Origin of the sequence: Nonomuraea sp. NPDC048826, from assembly GCF_043198225.1 — a bacterium.
Lineage (GTDB): Bacteria > Actinomycetota > Actinomycetes > Streptosporangiales > Streptosporangiaceae > Nonomuraea.
Genome location: NZ_JBICUQ010000002.1, coordinates 679,400 through 695,922 on the forward strand (window position 1 = coordinate 679,400; position 16,523 = coordinate 695,922).

The 16,523-nt window shown below is 68.6% G+C and carries 12 protein-coding genes; 7 read left to right on the forward strand and 5 right to left on the reverse strand.

The genetic code is table 11. The annotated features are described in order from the left end of the window. The gene (locus ACGFI7_RS08815; RefSeq protein ID WP_393401037.1) at window positions 1-1,293 is read left to right on the forward strand and encodes an HEXXH motif domain-containing protein; all 1,293 of its coding nucleotides are present in this window, start codon (window positions 1-3) and stop codon (window positions 1,291-1,293) included. Here the strand turns inward: ACGFI7_RS08815 and fxsT are convergent. Then, window positions 1,283-3,814, reverse strand: coding sequence for an FxSxx-COOH system tetratricopeptide repeat protein (gene fxsT / locus ACGFI7_RS08820; RefSeq protein ID WP_393401040.1), 2,532 nt, complete (start codon window positions 3,812-3,814; stop codon window positions 1,283-1,285). The genes ACGFI7_RS08815 and fxsT overlap by 11 nt on opposite strands. 155 nt (window positions 3,815-3,969) lie before the next feature. On the opposite strand from fxsT, the gene ACGFI7_RS08825 reads away from it, so the two are divergent. From ACGFI7_RS08825 to ACGFI7_RS08835, 3 genes are all read left to right on the forward strand, one after another. Further along, window positions 3,970-4,122 carry a hypothetical protein gene (locus tag ACGFI7_RS08825; protein WP_393401043.1) on the forward strand — a complete coding sequence of 51 codons (153 nt, stop codon included), beginning with the start codon at window positions 3,970-3,972 and terminating at the stop codon, window positions 4,120-4,122. Window positions 4,123-5,125: 1,003 nt separating this feature from the next. Next, complete coding sequence (locus ACGFI7_RS08830) at window positions 5,126-6,436, forward strand: MFS transporter (protein WP_393401046.1); 1,311 nt, start codon at window positions 5,126-5,128, stop codon at window positions 6,434-6,436. A gap of 9 nt (window positions 6,437-6,445) precedes the next feature. Beyond that, a complete protein-coding gene (locus ACGFI7_RS08835; RefSeq protein WP_393401049.1) occupies window positions 6,446-9,214 on the forward strand; it encodes a P-loop NTPase fold protein in 2,769 nt (922 codons plus the stop codon). Window positions 9,215-9,218: 4 nt separating this feature from the next. On the opposite strand, the gene ACGFI7_RS08840 is transcribed toward ACGFI7_RS08835, so the two are convergent. Further along, window positions 9,219-10,334, reverse strand: a complete 1,116-nt coding sequence (locus ACGFI7_RS08840) for a ferritin-like domain-containing protein (RefSeq protein WP_393401052.1) — start codon at window positions 10,332-10,334, stop codon at window positions 9,219-9,221. Window positions 10,335-10,416: 82 nt separating this feature from the next. Here ACGFI7_RS08840 and ACGFI7_RS08845 point away from each other — a divergent pair, with 82 nt between their 5' ends. After that, a complete protein-coding gene (locus tag ACGFI7_RS08845) occupies window positions 10,417-11,064 on the forward strand; it encodes a TetR/AcrR family transcriptional regulator (protein ID WP_393401055.1) in 648 nt (215 codons plus the stop codon). Window positions 11,065-11,088: 24 nt separating this feature from the next. Here ACGFI7_RS08845 and ACGFI7_RS08850 read toward each other — a convergent pair whose 3' ends face one another. Both ACGFI7_RS08850 and ACGFI7_RS08855 read right to left on the reverse strand, forming a co-directional pair. Next, window positions 11,089-11,541, reverse strand: coding sequence for a transglycosylase SLT domain-containing protein (locus tag ACGFI7_RS08850; protein WP_393401057.1), 453 nt, complete (start codon window positions 11,539-11,541; stop codon window positions 11,089-11,091). A 368-nt stretch (window positions 11,542-11,909) separates the two neighbouring features. Continuing rightward, window positions 11,910-12,323, reverse strand: a complete 414-nt coding sequence (locus ACGFI7_RS08855; protein ID WP_393401059.1) for a transglycosylase SLT domain-containing protein — start codon at window positions 12,321-12,323, stop codon at window positions 11,910-11,912. A gap of 188 nt (window positions 12,324-12,511) precedes the next feature. On the opposite strand from ACGFI7_RS08855, the gene ACGFI7_RS08860 reads away from it, so the two are divergent. After that, a complete protein-coding gene (locus ACGFI7_RS08860) occupies window positions 12,512-12,997 on the forward strand; it encodes a glutathione peroxidase (protein ID WP_393401062.1) in 486 nt (161 codons plus the stop codon). A gap of 109 nt (window positions 12,998-13,106) precedes the next feature. Then, window positions 13,107-15,014: a S41 family peptidase gene (locus tag ACGFI7_RS08865; protein WP_393401064.1), complete on the forward strand. Its 1,908-nt coding sequence runs from the start codon at window positions 13,107-13,109 to the stop codon at window positions 15,012-15,014. A 333-nt stretch (window positions 15,015-15,347) separates the two neighbouring features. Here ACGFI7_RS08865 and ACGFI7_RS08870 read toward each other — a convergent pair whose 3' ends face one another. Next, entirely contained in the window at window positions 15,348-16,403 is a 1,056-nt protein-coding gene (locus tag ACGFI7_RS08870) for a LacI family DNA-binding transcriptional regulator (protein WP_393401067.1), read from the reverse strand. Window positions 16,404-16,523 lie beyond the last annotated feature (120 nt).

The window sequence follows — 16,523 nt, forward strand, 5'->3', positions numbered from 1 at the left end:
ATGGAACCACGGCCCCACCAACTGCCCGGCGACGTGCTGTCCCGGCTGGCCGCCGGCGGTGGCGGCGCGGAGGCCATGCGCCACCTCGTGGCCGCCGAGCGCAGCAAGCATCGCCTGCTGGTAGTAGGCGTGGCCAGGCTGGCCGGGGGAGACGGGCAGGCCGGCGCGAGAGCCGTGGATCACGCGTACGAGATGCTCGCGAGTTTGGAGAAGACGCGGCCGGAAGCGGTCGATGCTGTGCTACGTCACCCGGCGGTCGGCGCATGGGCCGCTCGTACCATGAAGGTTCTGACAGAGGGGGCCGCCGCCCCGCACGACGCCACGCAGCTCGGCGCGGTCGCGGCGACCGCCGCCGTCCGGGCCGGAGTCGCCTGCCGGACTGAGGCTCCCGCACCGCAAGGGCGGGTCACGCTGCCCTCGCTCGGTCAGATCGTCCTGCCGGCTCCGGCAGACCTGGTCGAGTTGCGCGTGCACGCCGACGGCGTGATCGAGAGCGGCGGCCTGCGCGTCCGGGTGGACGAGCCGGAGCAGCCGGGCTGGGAGCCGCTGCGCCGGATACGCACCTTCGACGGAGCTCTGGATCTGCTCCTCGACGACCTCGATCCGTACCGGTGGACCCCCGAGACCGTGATCGCAGGCCCGCTGTCCGCCGGCGGGCTGCACACCTGGCAGGCATGTCTGGACGAAGCGTGGCAGATGCTACGCCGGCACCACTGGACGATCGCGGCGGAGTTCACCTCGATCATCACCGTTCTGACGCCGATCCAGGCCCCGCCGCAGGGGATGAACAGCGCTTCGGCAGCCGACAGGTTCGGCACGATCGCGATGTCGACGCCGTCCGACGGCCGATGGCTGGCCTCCACCTTCGCTCACGAAGTGCAGCACGCCAAGCTCGGTGCCGTCCTAGATGTCCTGGACCTGCTGGAGCCGGACGACGGCCGCTACTACGCGCCGTGGCGGCCGGATCCGCGCCCGCTGTCCGGCCTCATCCAGGGGGCCTACGCGTACCTCGGGGTGTCGGGGTTCTGGCGACGGCAACGGGTGCATGAGTCGGACCTGCGCCCGCACATCGAGTTCGGTCGGTGGCGGGAGTCGGCATTCGAGGTGACGGGGACCCTCCTGGACAGCGGACGGCTCACTCCGGCCGGCGAAGAGTTCGTCACGGCCATGCGTCGGACGCTGTCGGCTTGGCTTACCGAACCGGTGCCGGCCGCGGCGGCGGACGTGGCTCGGCTGGAGGCGGACGGCCATCGGGAAGAGTGGTCGGCCAGGAATGGCCTGGTTACAGGGTGAGTGGGTCGAAGTCCCAGTTGAAGCGCTCGCCGGTGGTGGCATGCAGCCGCTCGGGATGCTCCTTCGGGAAGCTGGCGTAACGTTCAAGAGTGGCCTCGTAGAGTGCGTCGGCCTCGGCGGTCTCTCCCGAGGAGCGCAGGTCGATGGTGAGGTTGACGGCGGCCGAGAGAGTGAGCGGGTGGGTGTCGCCGAAGAACTCGCGCACCTGCGTGTAGGTTCGCGTTCCCAGCTCGCGGGCCTCGTCGACGTCGCCGAGAGCGGCAAGGTCGCTGGCAAGGTTCACGGAGCTGGCGAAGCTGTAGCGGTGCTTGTCGCCGAGGACCGCGTGCAACCCGTCACGTGCCTGCCGGTCGAGCTCGGCGGCTCTGCGGATGTCGCCGCGTAGCCGGTAGAGCAACGCCAGATTGATTTGGCAGCCGTAGGTGAACGGGTGCTGCAGGCCGAAGACCTCCTGATAGCGGGGGAGCACTGTGCGCGCCAGCCCCATCGCCTCGTCATAGCGGCCAGTCTGGCGCAGGGTGTTGCTCAGGGCGACCATCGCAGCCATGGTCTCGGGATGCTGTGAGCCGAAAAGCTTGACCAGCCGTGCGTGCGTCTCTTCGATCAGTTCTAGCGCTCCTGTGACATCGCCGATCCGGCGCCGTGCGATCGACAGGTCACGGGCGGTCATGAGCGTCAGCTGGTGCTCGACCTGCAGCTCGCGGCATCCGTGGGCGTAGGCTTCCTCGCCGAAGTCACATGCCTGCGCATGATCGCCGCAGGCCCGCACCACCCGGGCCAGACCGTTCCAGTACATCTGAACGTCCCATTTGCTGACTCCCGCGCGTGTGCTCGACAGCTCCAGGAAGGCCAACTGCTGGAGCTTACGAGCAGTCTCGTACTCGCTGAGCAGGGCGTGGTCCAGCGCGAGATTGTTGATCACTCGCAGCGTGGCGGGGTCGGTGGCGCCGAACACCGTCTCGTAGGCGGCCAAGGAAGCGGTGTCCTGCTGGAAGGCCTCCCGGAACTTGCCCTGGGCGCGCAGGTTGGCGCCGTAGGTCAGAGCGACGCCGAGCGTCTCCGGATGCTCAGGGCCGAGTTCCTCCCGCATGAGTTCGAGGGTTTCCTCATTGAGACGGCGGGACTCGTCGTAGCGGCCTATCTGCCACAGTACGTTGCCCAGCTGTCGGCGGATGCGCAGGACGCTGTGATCCTTGGGGCCACTCCGCTGCGACCAGGTTGCGAGGAACTCTTCGGCGAAACCCTGCGCCGAGTTGTAGCTGGCCGCGCGGTAGAGATAGCGGACGATGTTGATCGCGAAGTCCCGTACGGCGGCGTGGGTGCTCGTGGCGATCCCCACCGGCCGCAGATGTGGCACCAGATCAGAGAAGGCCGACCATTGCGTGGTGTCCTCCGGGCTGGTCGGCGCGCCACCCGCCAGCAGCTGATGCACCTCGTGCCTGATGGCCTCGCGCTCCTCCTCGTCGAGAGAGTCCCGCAGAAGGGCCTGAACGAGCCGGTGCACCTGGACCGTGCCGGCCTCCTGCTCGATCTTCACCAGAGCGAACCGGTTGAGCTCGGCCAGCGCCTGGCTGAGCATGAGGGGATTGGCCAGGATCGGGCCCATCCGTCGGGTGCCGGTCTTGTTGGCCCGCCGGAAGATGTCACGCGGAATGGGGTCCGGGCCGAAGAAGGCCAGGCAGCGCAGCACCTCGGCCGCTTCGGGCAGCCGGCTCTCGATCTCCTGGACCGACAGTTGCCAGGCTGCGGTCATGGAGAGCGGGTATTCGGTGGATTTGCCGAGCCCCAGTACGGCCCGGGTCTGCTTGGAAAGTTGGTCGATGTACTCGTCGGTGGACATCCCGGTCATGACCTGCAGAGCCGCTGCCTGTTCCAAGGCGAGGGGGAGGTCGCCCAGTTCGTTGGCCAGGTGCTCGGCTTCCTCTTGCTCGATGTTGCGTTGCAGGCGCTTACGCAGGAAGTCGACGCTCTCGCCCTTGGTGAAGACGTCCACCGGCACTGTCTCGGCGACCCCGCTCCAGCGGCTGTTGCGGGAGGTGATCAGCACGTGGCCGGGGCCGCCTTCGGGGATGAGGTCCCGGATGCCTTCAGGGTCGTCGGCGTTGTCGAAGATCAGCAACCACTTGTCGACCGGGTCTCCGCGCTGGAGGGCGTCGCGTACGGAGGCGGCCGCCTCGTCGATGCCCACGCTGCTTGGCGGGCGCAGCTTGAGGTCCTCCGTGAGGGCCGCCAGCGTGCCAGGGACAAGCATCGGCTGGTCGGAGGGAACCCACCAGACGAGATCGTAATGCCCGCGGTACCGCCAGGCGTACTCGATGGCGAGCTGGGTCTTGCCCACTCCGCCGAGCCCCTGCAAAGCTTGAGGAAGGGGTACGACGGCCGCTGCGGCGGAAGTGGTGATGCTTTCCCGAAGCTGGGCGAGTAAGAGTTCCCGTCCGGTGAAATTCTTGTTGCGGCCGGGGATCTTACCCCAGATTGCGGGCATCCGTGCCGGCTCCGGTGTGCTGACCTGCTCGTTCACGGCGCCTCAGCCCCTCTCGTCTGCAGTTATTTTCGCTCCCGTGATTGATTCTGGCGAGAAGCGGACACAGAATCACATTGAGGAAACCAGGGGTGCGCTCAGCGCGCAATTCACCGCAATTGCGGGCGGCCGTAACCAGGCTCAGGGAGGGCCGTATGGAGGATGCGAACGGGGCCGGACTGATCGATGTCAACGACATCGATCTGGATGATCTCAAGAGCTTGGAGATTCCCGCTCTGGTCCGAGCATGGCACAGATGTTTGGGAAAGGAGGGCGGGACGGTAGCCGGCTTCTCGTCGGCGCTGTGAGTGCCGGGCGATCCGGCGTACCGTAAGGCGGCCTGTCACAAGTCGCACACGATGACAAGATGACCTCCACGTGCGCGCGGGGTCACGTACGTGGGCGTTCCCGTTCCTCCGAGGCGGCGGCGCCGGGCTTGCGGGCGTGGGCAGGAGCCCCCCGGGCCCGGCCCGACCGTTCCCCGGGTGCCGAATCGCCGTCTCCCGCGCTGGCGTCACCCCATTGCTTACATCATCCTCAGGTGTTCGTGTGAAGTATTCACATGTGCCGGTTGACACACCCCCTCCTGTGACATCGGAACTTTGTTGGTGATTGCCCACACTTTTCACGGGTGCTGTAGTTAGCCTACGTAGTGCGATGGAGCGGCATTGCCGCATGCCTTGGTACCGTCTTGTCCTGGTCTGGTTTGACCGCGTTTGAGCATCTTATGGCTGTATGGTGAAGTTCCTTCGGATCAATGGAGAAACTTGCACGATCGATGTCACAACCCCACAGATGCCCTATTCTCCCCGTCGCGGCTTCTCCTCTGACGGTAGCCGCCATAGGGACGAAAACGCCTTCAAGAGAGGCTTGGCGGAAGCATGCACAAAAAAGAGTGTTGCGTATCTACTCTCAATATTTTGCCCACTTTCACGGGTGCTGAGCGCCCACCGATCCCCGCCGCATGCACCTCCCAGCATGGCGACGATCACCCGAGTGGGGAACTGTCATAAGGCCGCCCATCAAGGTGAGACAGAGCCTTGTGATGAGCAGCGCGGAGCGCCTTGGCCCCTGGCATCGCCTTGCGGGCGCCCACTCGGTCGATGAATATGGCGGCCGGCACCTGGCGGAACAGCCGGGGCAGGCTCTTGGCGAGCGTCACTCCGGCGATCCAGGTCAGAGATCCGGCGCGAACATCGCCATGTCCGCGGGCGTGGCCCTCCAACTCGACCGGACTCCGAGTGTGCGTCATCCGCTGCGTGGCCTTCAGTTGTTTCGAGAGCCGAGGTGTCTGTGAGTATTTTGCGTGCCATGGGGCACCTTTTCGTCCGTTATATGCAGTTTCGGTGGTTCTGGTGGGGCTCGACCCTCTCCATGTTGGGCGGTCGTGCGCTCAGCGTGACTTATCCGTTAATGGCCTACACTCTGACCGGATCACCGCAGTGGACGGGTTGGGTGGTTTTCGCCTCAACGGTGCCGGGGCTCATCTGTTACATCCCGGCCGGGGCCGTGATCGACCGGGTGGGTCCACGCCGGGTGCTGATAACCAGCGAGGCGACTCGATTCGTCATCATGGTCGCGCTCGTCCTGTTGTGGTTCTGTGACGGGCTGCACATTGGGTGGGTGGTGGCCTTCGCCCTGATTGAAGGCGGTCTGGCGGTGATGGCCTCGGTCGCGGAGTCGGCGCACGTCCCGAACACGGTCGAGGATCATGATCTCGACACCGCTCTCGCCGCGCATGAAACGAGCAGTCACGGGGCCGTTCTGCTCGGTCGGCAGGTTGGTGGCTTGCTTTACGGATTGCTGCCGATCGTCCCTTTCATCATTAATGCGATTGCATTTGCTGGTTCTGCCCGCTTCTACGGAAGGCTGCCTCGGGAAGCGTCCGAGAGATCGCCCCGGCGTATTGAGTTGCGGGCCGGTTTTGCGGCCTTGAGAAGTAATCGTTTTCTACGGCTTGCGACGATCATTGTTGCCTGTACGAATTTCATGGTTCAGTGTCTGATTGTCGTTTTCCTGACGATTGCTACTAGAGATGAATTGAGTCCTGTTTGGGCGGGGATGTTCCTTGCCGCGTCCGGTGTGGGGGGCATCGTCGGTGGTCTGCTCTGGCCCACTCGTGCGCGCATCTCGACGCGAATAGGGGACACGGTGCACAGCCGCTGGGTGGAATGGATGGGCCTGGCGCGCCGGCCGTCGGTCATGCTGGTGCACGTCTGGGCGTGCACCGCCGCGATCGGGCTGATCCTGGCGTCCGGACAGCGGGCGCCGTCATTCGGCGGAGCGTTGCTGATCATCGGGCTGGTGGGCGGGCTCAGCAACGTCACCTTGCGGAGCGCCTGGAGCAGGGTCGACCCCGGCGTCCGTGCGCGGGTGGTGAGCGCCTCCCGGATCTTCAGTTACGGCGCCGTCGCCATCGGCCCGCTCGTCGGCAGCCTTCTGGTGCCCTGGATAGACACGGGCGCGACCATGTGGATCCTTCTCCTGTCCATGATCGTGCTGACGCTGGTGACGACCCTGATCCATCTGAGGAACAGCGTCACGAGCGGCCCGGTGACTGCCGCGCGGCTACAGCCAGAACCTTCCGTACCAGAGGGTGCATTACCGGCTCCGGTGCGTTGAAATCGAGGCATGGCGCATGGACGCTGGGGGCGGATGTTGTCGGTCGCGCTTCTCGTGCTCGGTTTGCTGCCGACCGGCGCTCCGGCGGCGGGCCCGCAGTTCCTTGACCGGGACCGGCTCGTCATCAGTCTGGATCGACTCACTCCTGATGGCGCGTGGCGCGTAGAGCTCGGCAACCCGGGACCGGCGACCGAGGCCCAGGTGTCGGTGACCGGTCTGTCCGACGTCCTGACGGTTCGGAACGGCGGACGGGTCGAGCTCGCCGCCGCGGGCACGGCCACGGTCGTCCTGGTCCCCGGCGCCCGGCGCCGGACCGGGACGGGCCAGCTCGTGCTCATCTCGCAGACCGGGATCGACCGGCGGCCGGTGGCCGTGACCTCCGAGCCGTCCCTGCTCGAACGCCACTGGCCGATCCTGGTGACGTCCGTGGTTCTCCTCCTGGGCGCCCTTGTGCTGCTGCTGGGGAGACGGCGTCGAAGGACTGACGAGGAGATCGCGCGTACGACGCCTTCGAGGCGCCGGGCCGGCGCCGGCGAACGGCGCGGGTTCACGCACAGTGACGAGCCTGTCCTGGAAGACGCGCTCAACCGGAAGGAGTACGTCGGCCATCTCGCCGAGCTGGCCCAGTCGGCGACCCCGCCCATGGTCATCGGGGTGTTCGGTGAGCGAGGGAGCGGCAAGACCTCGATGCTCCACCAGGTGCGCGCCCTGCTGGACGACGATTCCTCCGGATGCGCCACGGTGTGGTTCGACTCCTGGCTGCACCAGTACGACGAGAACCCGGTGCTGCCCCTGCTCCATGCGATCGTCACCGATCTCGGGCTGGACGGCAGAGAGAACGTCACCGGGGCGCTGCGCACTGTCTCCGAGGCGCTGGGCTCCCTGAGCCTCTCGTCCACGATCAATGTCAACCCGCCCTTCGTGCAACGCGCCCTGAAGGCGTACGGAGAGGAGAACTTCCGCCTTCGATCCGAACGCTCTCGTTTGGACCAGCACCTGAACAGGCTGATCGCGATGGCTCTGCGTGAACGGAAGAAGAGCCGCCTGGTGGTGTTCATCGACGACCTTGACCGGTGCCACGTCGACCAGATCACCGCCCTGCTCGAGGCGCTGAAGCTGTACTTCAGCCGCGAGAACTGCGTCTTCGTCCTGGGCGTCGCCAAGGGGCCGCTGGTGGCGGCGTTGAAGGAGAAGTATCAGGACCCTGTGGGGGAGTATCTCGACAAGATCATCCAGTTTCCCTTCGAGATGCCCCGCCTGTCGGCGGACGCCTTCAGCGCCTACCTGAAAGGGCTGCTCAACCGCGATATCGAGGCCACGAAAAGCCTGCTCGCCTGCGGGTTGCGCCCGAACCCGCGCGCCATCAAGCGTTTCGTCAACGTGCTCATCCTGCAGGACCGGGTGGCCAGGGCCAGGGTGCGCGGCCCGTACGAGGTGCGCCTGCTCGCGGCGGTGCTCCTGATCAGGGACGGGGACGCGGACTTCTACGCACGGCTGATGAGCGATCCGACGCTGCTCAAGCGGATCGCCGAGGACCTGGAGACCGCGGAGGAAGGCCGGCGGCTCGACTGGCCGGCTCTGCCGCTGCGTGTCGTGGCCGAGCTGACCATGTCCGGTACGAGCGTGCCGGACGACGTCAGCACCTATATCGACCTGGTCCGGGAGTCGCCGGTGCCGCAGTCGGGCGAGCTGGTGGACGCGGCTCCGCCACCGCGGGAACAGCCGTCGGAGGAGGTCGTGCCCGAGGCGCGGCGGCTGAGCCAGGACGCGCTGGAGGACGCGCTCGCCACGCTGGCCGAGCGGGTGGGCCGGCGGGTGGGCCGGCTGGTCGGCGACGAGGGCGAGTTGCTGACGCCGATGGTGCGCTTCCCCGGGGAGGCCGAGGCCCGCCCGGCCGCGATCGACGAGATCCTCGCCCAGGGGACGAGGCTGCTGATAGGCGGCCGGCCCGGCACGGGCAAGTCCGTTCTCGCCGCGCGCCTGGCACGGCTGCACAACCAGGCCGGGCAGCGGGACACGGGTGTGGCGGTGTTCCTTCCGTTCCGGGCGCTCCGGGCCGACAACGCGGAGTTCGCCCGTACGCTGACGCACGCGCTGGTCGAGGAGTACCAGGTCTCGATCGCGGACGCGTACGCGGTCGTGCGGCGGGGCTCGGTGGTCCTCGTGCTCGACGGGCTGGACGAGGTCGGCGACGCCGACCGGGCGGCCGTCGTGGCGCGGGCCGTGCGCTGGGCCGACGGTGCCGGGGCCGGGATCATCATGACGGACCGGGAGCCCGCCGAGGCCCCGCCGGGCTTCCGGACGCTCGACGTGGAGGGCGTCGTCCCGGAAGAGGGCCGAAGGCTGCTGCGCAGGGTGGCCGGGGAGCACGGCGCCGGCCCGCCGCACCTGCCCGACGAACTGCTCGGCTCTCCGCAGATGCTCCGGGCGCTCACCCGGGAGCCCGCCTGGCTCCGCGACCTGCCGGAGCGGCCCGTGGACTTCCTGGCGTGGTTCGCCGATTGGGCGACGCGCCGGACGGCGGAGGCGGGGTTCGACGCGGCGGCGGTGGCGACCGCGCTCAGGGGCGTGGCCCGGTCGCTCGCCGAGGCCGGGCAGGAGGTGTTCAGCAGCGACGACCCGGACGTCCGGACCGTGTTCCGCCGGTCCGGCATCAAGGGGATGGAGGTGCCGGCCCTGCTCCACGCCGCCGTGGCGGCCGGTCTGCTCAGGCAGGTCGGCCCGGAGGCCTACCAATTCGTGCATCCGCGCCTGGCGGACCGGCTCGCGGGCGGCTGAGGGCTCAGGCGTCGGTGCCCAGAGAGATCGTTTCGGACACCTCGGCGTGCCGTTCGGCTTCCTCTTCCGCGAAGCGGGCTTCGTCCAGTTTGTCGGCGATTTCCTCGTCCTGCTTCATCAGCGCCTCCAAGGACTGCCCGGCCATCTCCAGCACGCCCATGTCCGCGTACGCCTGCTGCAGCCGCGGGCTCCACAGCCCGATGTCCTTCACGCACGGCACGATGCGGCTGAACAGCAGGGACCGGAACAGGCGGAGGTACTCCGACTGGTCCACCGCGACCATGGCCTCGTCCACCTCGGCTCTGGTCAGGCCGAGGTTCTCCCAGGTCTCTCGGCCGCGCAGGCGGTCGCGCATCAGGTAGCAGCCTTCGATGACGAAGTCCTCGCGTTCGCGCAGCTCCTGCTCCGACAGTTGCCGGTAGTAGTCGCGCAGCGCCATCCGGCCGAAGGCGACGTGGCGGGCCTCGTCCTGCATGACGTAGGCGAGGATCTGCTTGGGCAGCGGCTTGGTGGTGATGTCGCGCATGACGCCGAAGGCGGCGAGGGCGAGACCTTCGATGAGAACCTGCATCCCCAGGTACGGCATGTCCCAGCGGGAGTCGTTCAGCGTGGACTCCAGCAGTGACTTCAGGTAGGGGTTGATCGGGTAGGCGAGGCCGACCTTCTCCTGGAGGAAGCGGGCGTAGGTCTCGGCGTGGCGGGCCTCGTCCATCGTCTGGGTGGCGGCGTAGAACTTGGAGTCGAGGTCGGGCACCGATTCCACGATCTTGGCCGAGCAGATCATCGCGCCCTGTTCACCGTGCAGGAACTGGGAGAACTGCCAGGACGCGTTGTGCAGGCGCACGTCCTTGCGCTGCTGGTCGTCCATCCGCTCCCACAGCGGGGTGCCGTAGATGGCGATGGTCTGGTCGGGGATGCCGAGGATGTCGTACGGATCGACTTCGAGGTCCCAGTCGATGCGCTTGGTGGAGTCCCACTGCTTGTCCTTGCCCTTCTGGTACAGGGCCAGCATGCGGTCTCTGCCGTCGTCGTACTCCCAGGTGAACTTGGTGGTTCCGGCCATCTCCACGTTCCACGTGGCCAGGCCTGCGGGGATGGTGTAGAGCTCATGGGTCGACATAGGACCTCCGGGGGGTGACGTACACCGTACGTTCCCTTCCGAGGCTTGCACGTACGCCGTACGCGCGTCAATACAATGAGCCATGACCTCCCAGCCGCTGTCCCGGGCCCGGATCGTCGCCGCCGCGGTCGAGCTGATCGAGCGCGAGGGCGCCGACGCGGTCTCCATGCGACGCATCGCCTCAGAGCTGGGCGTCGGCGTGATGTCGCTCTACAACCACGTGCCCAACAAGGGCGCCCTGCTCGACGGCGTGGCCGAGAGCGTGCTCAGCGAGATCGAGTTCACCGACGACCCGGAGGCCCACTGGTCCGACCGGGTCCGCGTGCAGGCCCACGCCTTCCGGCAGATCGCCCACCACTACCCGCGCTGCACCATGCTCGTCGTCAGCCGCCAGCTCCACAGCAACGCCGGGCTGCTGCCCGTCGAGCGGGCCCTGGCCACGCTGCGCAGCGCCGGGTTCGACGGGGTCGACGCGGTGCGGGTGCTGCGGATGTTCATCGCGTTCATCGTCGGCTCGCTGCTGCGGGAGGTCGGCGTGACCCCCACCTTCGCTCCTCGCCACAGCTCGGCCATCGACGCCGGAGAGGTGGATCCGGAGCTGTTCCCCGAGGTGAGCGCGCTGTCGGAGCTGCTGGTCTCCTGCGACCACGAGACGGAGTTCGCGTTCGGCGTGGACCTGCTCATCCAGGCGATCGCGGTGCACCCCGCCAGGAGGGAGGGCACCCGGTGAGCCGCGGACGCCCTCCGGTTCCCGTCAGTACCAGTTGTGTGATCTGAAGTGCCCCCAGGCTCCGCACGGCCTCCCGTATCTCCCCTTGATGTAGGCGAGGCCCCAGCGGATCTGGGTTCGCGGATTGTGCCGCCAGTCCTTGCCGGCGCCCCGCATCTTGCCGCCGGGCAGTGCCTGCGGGATGCCGTAGGCACCGGACGAACGGTTGACGGCGCGGTGGTTCCAGCCGCTCTCCCTGGTCCACAGGTTGTCCAGGCAGCGGAACTCGCGCAGGCCCCACGACCTGCGCACCACCTGGTCGAGGGCGAAACGCTTGTTCTGACTTCTGGGCCGGTGGGCCGGGACGCGCGGTTGCGCGGTGGTCCGCCACGTACGGACCTGCGCCAACGGCGCGTCCTCGTGGAACTCCGAGTCGGCCGCGGCCACGGTCTCCATCCCGCAGAGTGCGGCGGTGAACGCGGTCATGGTCACGATCACGCTGCGTAGTGTGCGCTTGCTGTCCAATTCGATCCTTGCGGTCGGGTCGCGTGCGGACGGGCGCTCTTCGCTTCCCCGGCGCCCCTGCCGGTCCGCGTCCGTGGCTCGGACGAGAAGGGTCCGCGCGGCCCTCCGGGATCCTTTTCCGCCCGGCTTCTCGCCGGACGGCCCGGAGGGCTCCACGACATGTCCTCTACGCCGGTTTCTAATACGCGTCACTGTGCGTAATCAGAACCCGGGGCACGCCGAGGACAGGTGTTTGCGTGATCGATGCGGATATTCGGCGCTCTCGTTGGGCCTGGATGGACCGGCCCGGCGCCTCGATGGCCCGCGCTTGCCGCGAAACTCGCGCAAGCCTGGGGTTTGGATCAGTACCAGTGGTGGGATTGGAAGTGGGCCCAGGCGCGACACGGCGTGCCGTACCTCTTCTTGATGTAGCTCAGGCCCCAGGCGATCTGTGTCCTGGGGTTGGTGCGCCAGTCGCTGCCGTGCGAGGCCATCTTGCCGGCGGGCAGCGCCTGGGGGATGCCGTAGGCGCCGGAGTAGCGGTTGCCGGCCCGGTGGTTCCAGCCACTCTCCCGGGTCCAGAGTTTGACGAGGCACCGGTACTGGGTCGCGTTCCAGCCGCGCTTTTTCACCATTTTCTTGGCGATGGCCTTGTTCTTGCTGCTCGTGCTGGTCGCACTCGCCTGGGAGCTCTGCGCCTGCGCGGCCGTGGCGCCGCCCGCGATCATGAGCGCGGAGCTCATGATCAGGACGTTGGTACGGCGGAGCATGGGCATTCGGGTTCCCTTTCGCAGGAATCGGGGACCGCGCCACCCTGCCGGACTTGTCACCTTTACTGCTAATTGACCAAGGAAATGATCGTCGTCAGTAAAGATCTCGATATATGCCTGTTGCTGGCGTTCTGGGGGATAAATGTGGATTAGGTCACGTTTTGGGCCTGACAGGCATCTCGTAAGGTCGGACCATGAACGTTCGTGAGATCCCGGTCCGCACCTTGGCGGACGAACCCACCACCTTGGCCGACCTGGTCGGCGACAAGGCTCTGCTCATCGTCAACGTGGCCTCCAAGTGCGGCCTCACCCCGCAGTACACCGATCTCGTCAAGCTCCAGCAGGAGTACGGACCGCGCGGCCTCAGCGTGGTCGGCATGCCCTGCAACCAGTTCATGGGACAGGAGCCGGGCAGCGCCGAGGAGATCCAGGAGTTCTGCTCCACCACCTACGGGGTCGACTTCCCGCTGCTGGCCAAGGCCGACGTGAACGGCCCCGAGCGGCACGCGCTCTACGAGCGGCTCGTCGAGGCGCCCGACGCCGACGGCGAGACCGGCGACGTGCAGTGGAACTTCGAGAAGTTCCTCGTGAACCGCGACGGCGCGGTGGTGGCGCGCTTCCGCCCCCGCACCGTCCCGACGGACCCGGCGGTCGTGGAAGCGATCGAGAAGGTCCTCTGACCGCTCGGGAGCACGCGCCCTAGGGACATCCCTAGGGCGCCACCTGACGCGGCCGCCGCCGCCCTCTGAGAGCGTTCCCGCAGAAGCAGGCACACGGGGCGGAGGCGGCATGGGGATCGGCGAAGGCGGCACCGGACAGGCCAAGCACCTGGCCGACGCGGTGGATCTGCAGGACTTCCTGAACACGGCGGGCACCCTCACGCTCGCCGACCGGCGCACGCTCGTGCAGCAGGCGCTGGTGCTGATCGAGCAGAACTACGCGCATCTCCCGCTGAAGATCGCGATGCACGCGGTCAACCCGGTGCAGCGGCTCCGGCTGCTGGCCCTGCGCCTCGACCGGCAGACCGCCGACACCATGGACCCCGAGCCGCGCTTCCACGACGAGCTCTCGGAGATCTTCCACTCGGTACGTGACCTGCACACGAACTACCTGCTCCCGGCACCGTACGCGAGCAAGGTCGCCTACCTCCCGTTCCTGATCGAGGAGTGCCACGAGGGCGGGCGTCCCCGCTACCTGGTGACCAAGATCGTGGAAGGGTTCTCCGCCCCGGGCTTCGAGCGGGGCGTCGAGGTCACCCACTGGAACGGGACCCCGATCGGCGCCGCCGTGGACGCCAACGCGGCGCGCTACGCGGGCAGCAACCCGGCCGCCCGCCACTCGCGCGGGCTGCAGTCGCTGACCATCCGGGCGCTGGTGATCCACCGGCCGCCCGACGAGTCCTGGGTGACGCTCAGCTACCTCGGGCAGGACGGGATCGCCAGGGAACTGCGGGAGCCGTGGCGGGTGACGGAGAACCTGCCGCCGTTCGTGGACGCCGGCGAGCTCACCACGGCGGCCCTGTCCCAGGGACTCGACCTGGGCGCGGACGAGGTGTCCCGGGCGATCAGGATGCTGTACGTGCCCGAGACCCTCACGGCGGAGATCGTCGACGCCGCCGGGCCCGCCGAACCCGGAGGAGACCTCCCGACGACCATGCCGGCGTTCTTCAAGGCGCGGCCCGTGGTCACCCCGTCGGGGACCTTCGGCCACATCCGCGTGTTCTCGTTCGGCACCACCGACCCCGGGGCGTTCGTCGAGGAGTTCCTCCGGCTCGTGGGGCAGCTGCCGCAGCAGGGGCTCGTGGTCGACGTGCGCGGCAACGGCGGCGGGCACATCCACGCCTCCGAGTTCCTGCTGCAGACCCTCACCCCGCACCGGATCACGCCCGAGCCGACGCAGTTCATCACCACGCCGCTGAACGTGCGGGTCTGCGCGCAGCACGAGGAGAACCCGACCGGGCAGATCGACCTCGGGCCGTGGTGCCCCTCCATGAAGCAGGCCCTGGAGATCGGCGCCGTGCACTCGGCCGCCTTCCCCATCACTCCGGAGGAGGGAGCCAACGCCCTCGGCCAGCGCTATCACGGCCCGGTCGTGCTGATCACCGACGCCCGCTGCTACTCGGCGACCGACATCTTCGCCGCCGGCTTCCAGGACCACGAGATCGGCCCGATCCTCGGCGTGGACGACAACACCGGTGCGGGCGGCGCCAACGTGTGGACGCACGAACTGCTCAAGGTCCTGCTCGAAGTGCCCAGCCCCGCCCCCGGCTCGCCGTACCGGACGCTGCCCGGCGGCGCGGGCATGCGGGTGTCGATCCGCCGCACGCTGCGCGTCCACAAGCTGGCCGGCACGCCCGTCGAGGACCTCGGCGTACGGCCGGGCCACCGCCACAGCATGACCCGCCGGGACCTCCTGGCCGGCAACCAGGACCTGCTCGACCGCGCGGGCGAGCTCCTGGCGGCCCTGCCGGCGCGCCGGCTGGAGGTGAGCGTCGCCGTGGCGGCCGACGAGCTGACCCTGCGGACCCGTCTCCTGGACCGGGCGGACGTCTACCTGGACGGCAGACCGCGCCTCACGGCCGACCTGACCCAGGACACGGTCACCATGGCCGTCCCCGGCCTCGCCACCGCCGGCGTCGTCCACGTGGAAGGCTTCCAGTCCGGACAACTCGTCGCCGCCCGAACCCTCACACTCTGACCCGGCCCGTATCCTCCGCCCGTACCCTCCCGTTCTGACCCCGCCCGCGGTCGGCGGGCCCCGCCCCGGTCGGGGGCGGCGGTGAGAGCGGAGGCGGCGTCGCCGGCATCGGCCCGATGGGGCCGACGGCGCGGGCCCGGTGGGGGGAGCGGTGCGCTCCGCGAGACGGCGACCCCAGTGCGGGCCGCGGGATGCGGTCGCGTGGTACGGGCCTGATGGGTGTCCGCGGTGTGATCCGCGAGACGATGGCCGCCGGTGCGGGCCCGTTGGGGGAGCCGTGTGTTGCGTGAGACGGGGGCCGCCGGTGCGGGGGCAGGGGCGGTGGGGGTGGGGTTAGCGGTGGGGGCCGCAGCTGCCTCGGACGATCAGTTCTGTCGGGAGCATCACCGCGCGCGGGCGCCGGGCGCCCGCGCGCAGGACCAGTTCCGCGGCGCGGTAGCCGATCTCGCGGCCCGGCTGGGCGATCACCGTCAGGGGAGGGGAGCACAGCTCCGCCCACGGGACGTCGTCGTACATGACGAGCGACACGTCCCGCGGCACCCGCAGATCCAGCTCCCGGGCCGCGAGCACCGCGGCCTCGCCGAGCACGTTGCCCCCGGCGACCACCGCCGACAGGTCGGGACGGCTCTGGAACAGGCCGGACGCGGCCGCGTACGCGGAGTCGCGGGTGCCGGTGGCGAACACGATCAGCTCCTCGTCCACCGGCGCCCCCATCGCCTCGCGGAAGGCCGCCACCCGGCGGTCGTGGCCGGGGCCGCCGAGGTAGGCGATGCGCCGGTGGCCCAGCCCCCGCAGGTAGCGCACCGCCGTACGGATGCCGGACCGGTCGTCGGCGAGGACGGCGGGGACGTCCAGCGGGCGGGCCGGCGGGGCCGGCGGCAGGCCGTCGAGGAGCATGAGGTCGCGGTCGGGACCTTCGTCGGCCGGGTCGGAGCTCTCGACGGGCAGCCGGTCGGCGAAGACCACCGTCATGCCCGCGCGGACGGCCGGCTGCCAGGTCTCGGCGTCGCCCGATGGGACCGCGATGACCCGGTCCACGCTCTGCTCCAGCAGCATGCCGATCATCTCCGACTCCTGCTCCGGGTCGTCGCCGGTGGAGCCGAGCACCACCGGCTCGCCGGCCGAGCGGGCGTAGGCGAGCACCCCTTCGGCGAGCCGGCCGAAGAGCGTGTCGGTCAGGTCGGGGACGAGCAGCCCGAGCCCGCCGGTGCGGCGCTGGCGCAGGTTGCGGCCGGCGGCGCTGGGCCGGTAGTCGAGCTGCGCGGCGGCCGCCAGCACCCGCTCGCGGGTCTGCGGGCTGGCCGAGCCGCCTGACAGCACCCTTGACACGGTGGCGATGCCCACGCCCGCCGCCTCGGCCACATCCTTGATGGTCGCCCGCCTGTCCATGGAAACGATTCCATCATGGTTTCCGCGTTTCCGGAAGTCCGCCGTACCCGCATCGGCTGCTCACACGGCAGGGCTTGACAGTGATGTCCCTTTCGCGGTGAGATGCTTGAAAACGTATCC

Bases quoted from the DNA above. Each gene is read 5' to 3' on its own strand.
- ACGFI7_RS08815 (WP_393401037.1), top strand. From the start codon at position 1: ATGGAACCACGGCCCCACCAACTGCCCGGCGACGTGCTGTCCCGGCTG.
- ACGFI7_RS08825 (WP_393401043.1), top strand. From the start codon at position 3,970: ATGGAGGATGCGAACGGGGCCGGACTGATCGATGTCAACGACATCGAT.
- ACGFI7_RS08830 (WP_393401046.1), top strand. From the start codon at position 5,126: ATGGGGCACCTTTTCGTCCGTTATATGCAGTTTCGGTGGTTCTGGTGG.
- ACGFI7_RS08835 (WP_393401049.1), top strand. From the start codon at position 6,446: ATGGCGCATGGACGCTGGGGGCGGATGTTGTCGGTCGCGCTTCTCGTG.
- ACGFI7_RS08840 (WP_393401052.1), bottom strand. From the start codon at position 10,334: ATGTCGACCCATGAGCTCTACACCATCCCCGCAGGCCTGGCCACGTGG.
- ACGFI7_RS08845 (WP_393401055.1), top strand. From the start codon at position 10,417: ATGACCTCCCAGCCGCTGTCCCGGGCCCGGATCGTCGCCGCCGCGGTC.
- ACGFI7_RS08855 (WP_393401059.1), bottom strand. From the start codon at position 12,323: ATGCCCATGCTCCGCCGTACCAACGTCCTGATCATGAGCTCCGCGCTC.
- ACGFI7_RS08860 (WP_393401062.1), top strand. From the start codon at position 12,512: ATGAACGTTCGTGAGATCCCGGTCCGCACCTTGGCGGACGAACCCACC.
- ACGFI7_RS08865 (WP_393401064.1), top strand. From the start codon at position 13,107: ATGGGGATCGGCGAAGGCGGCACCGGACAGGCCAAGCACCTGGCCGAC.
- ACGFI7_RS08870 (WP_393401067.1), bottom strand. From the start codon at position 16,403: ATGGACAGGCGGGCGACCATCAAGGATGTGGCCGAGGCGGCGGGCGTG.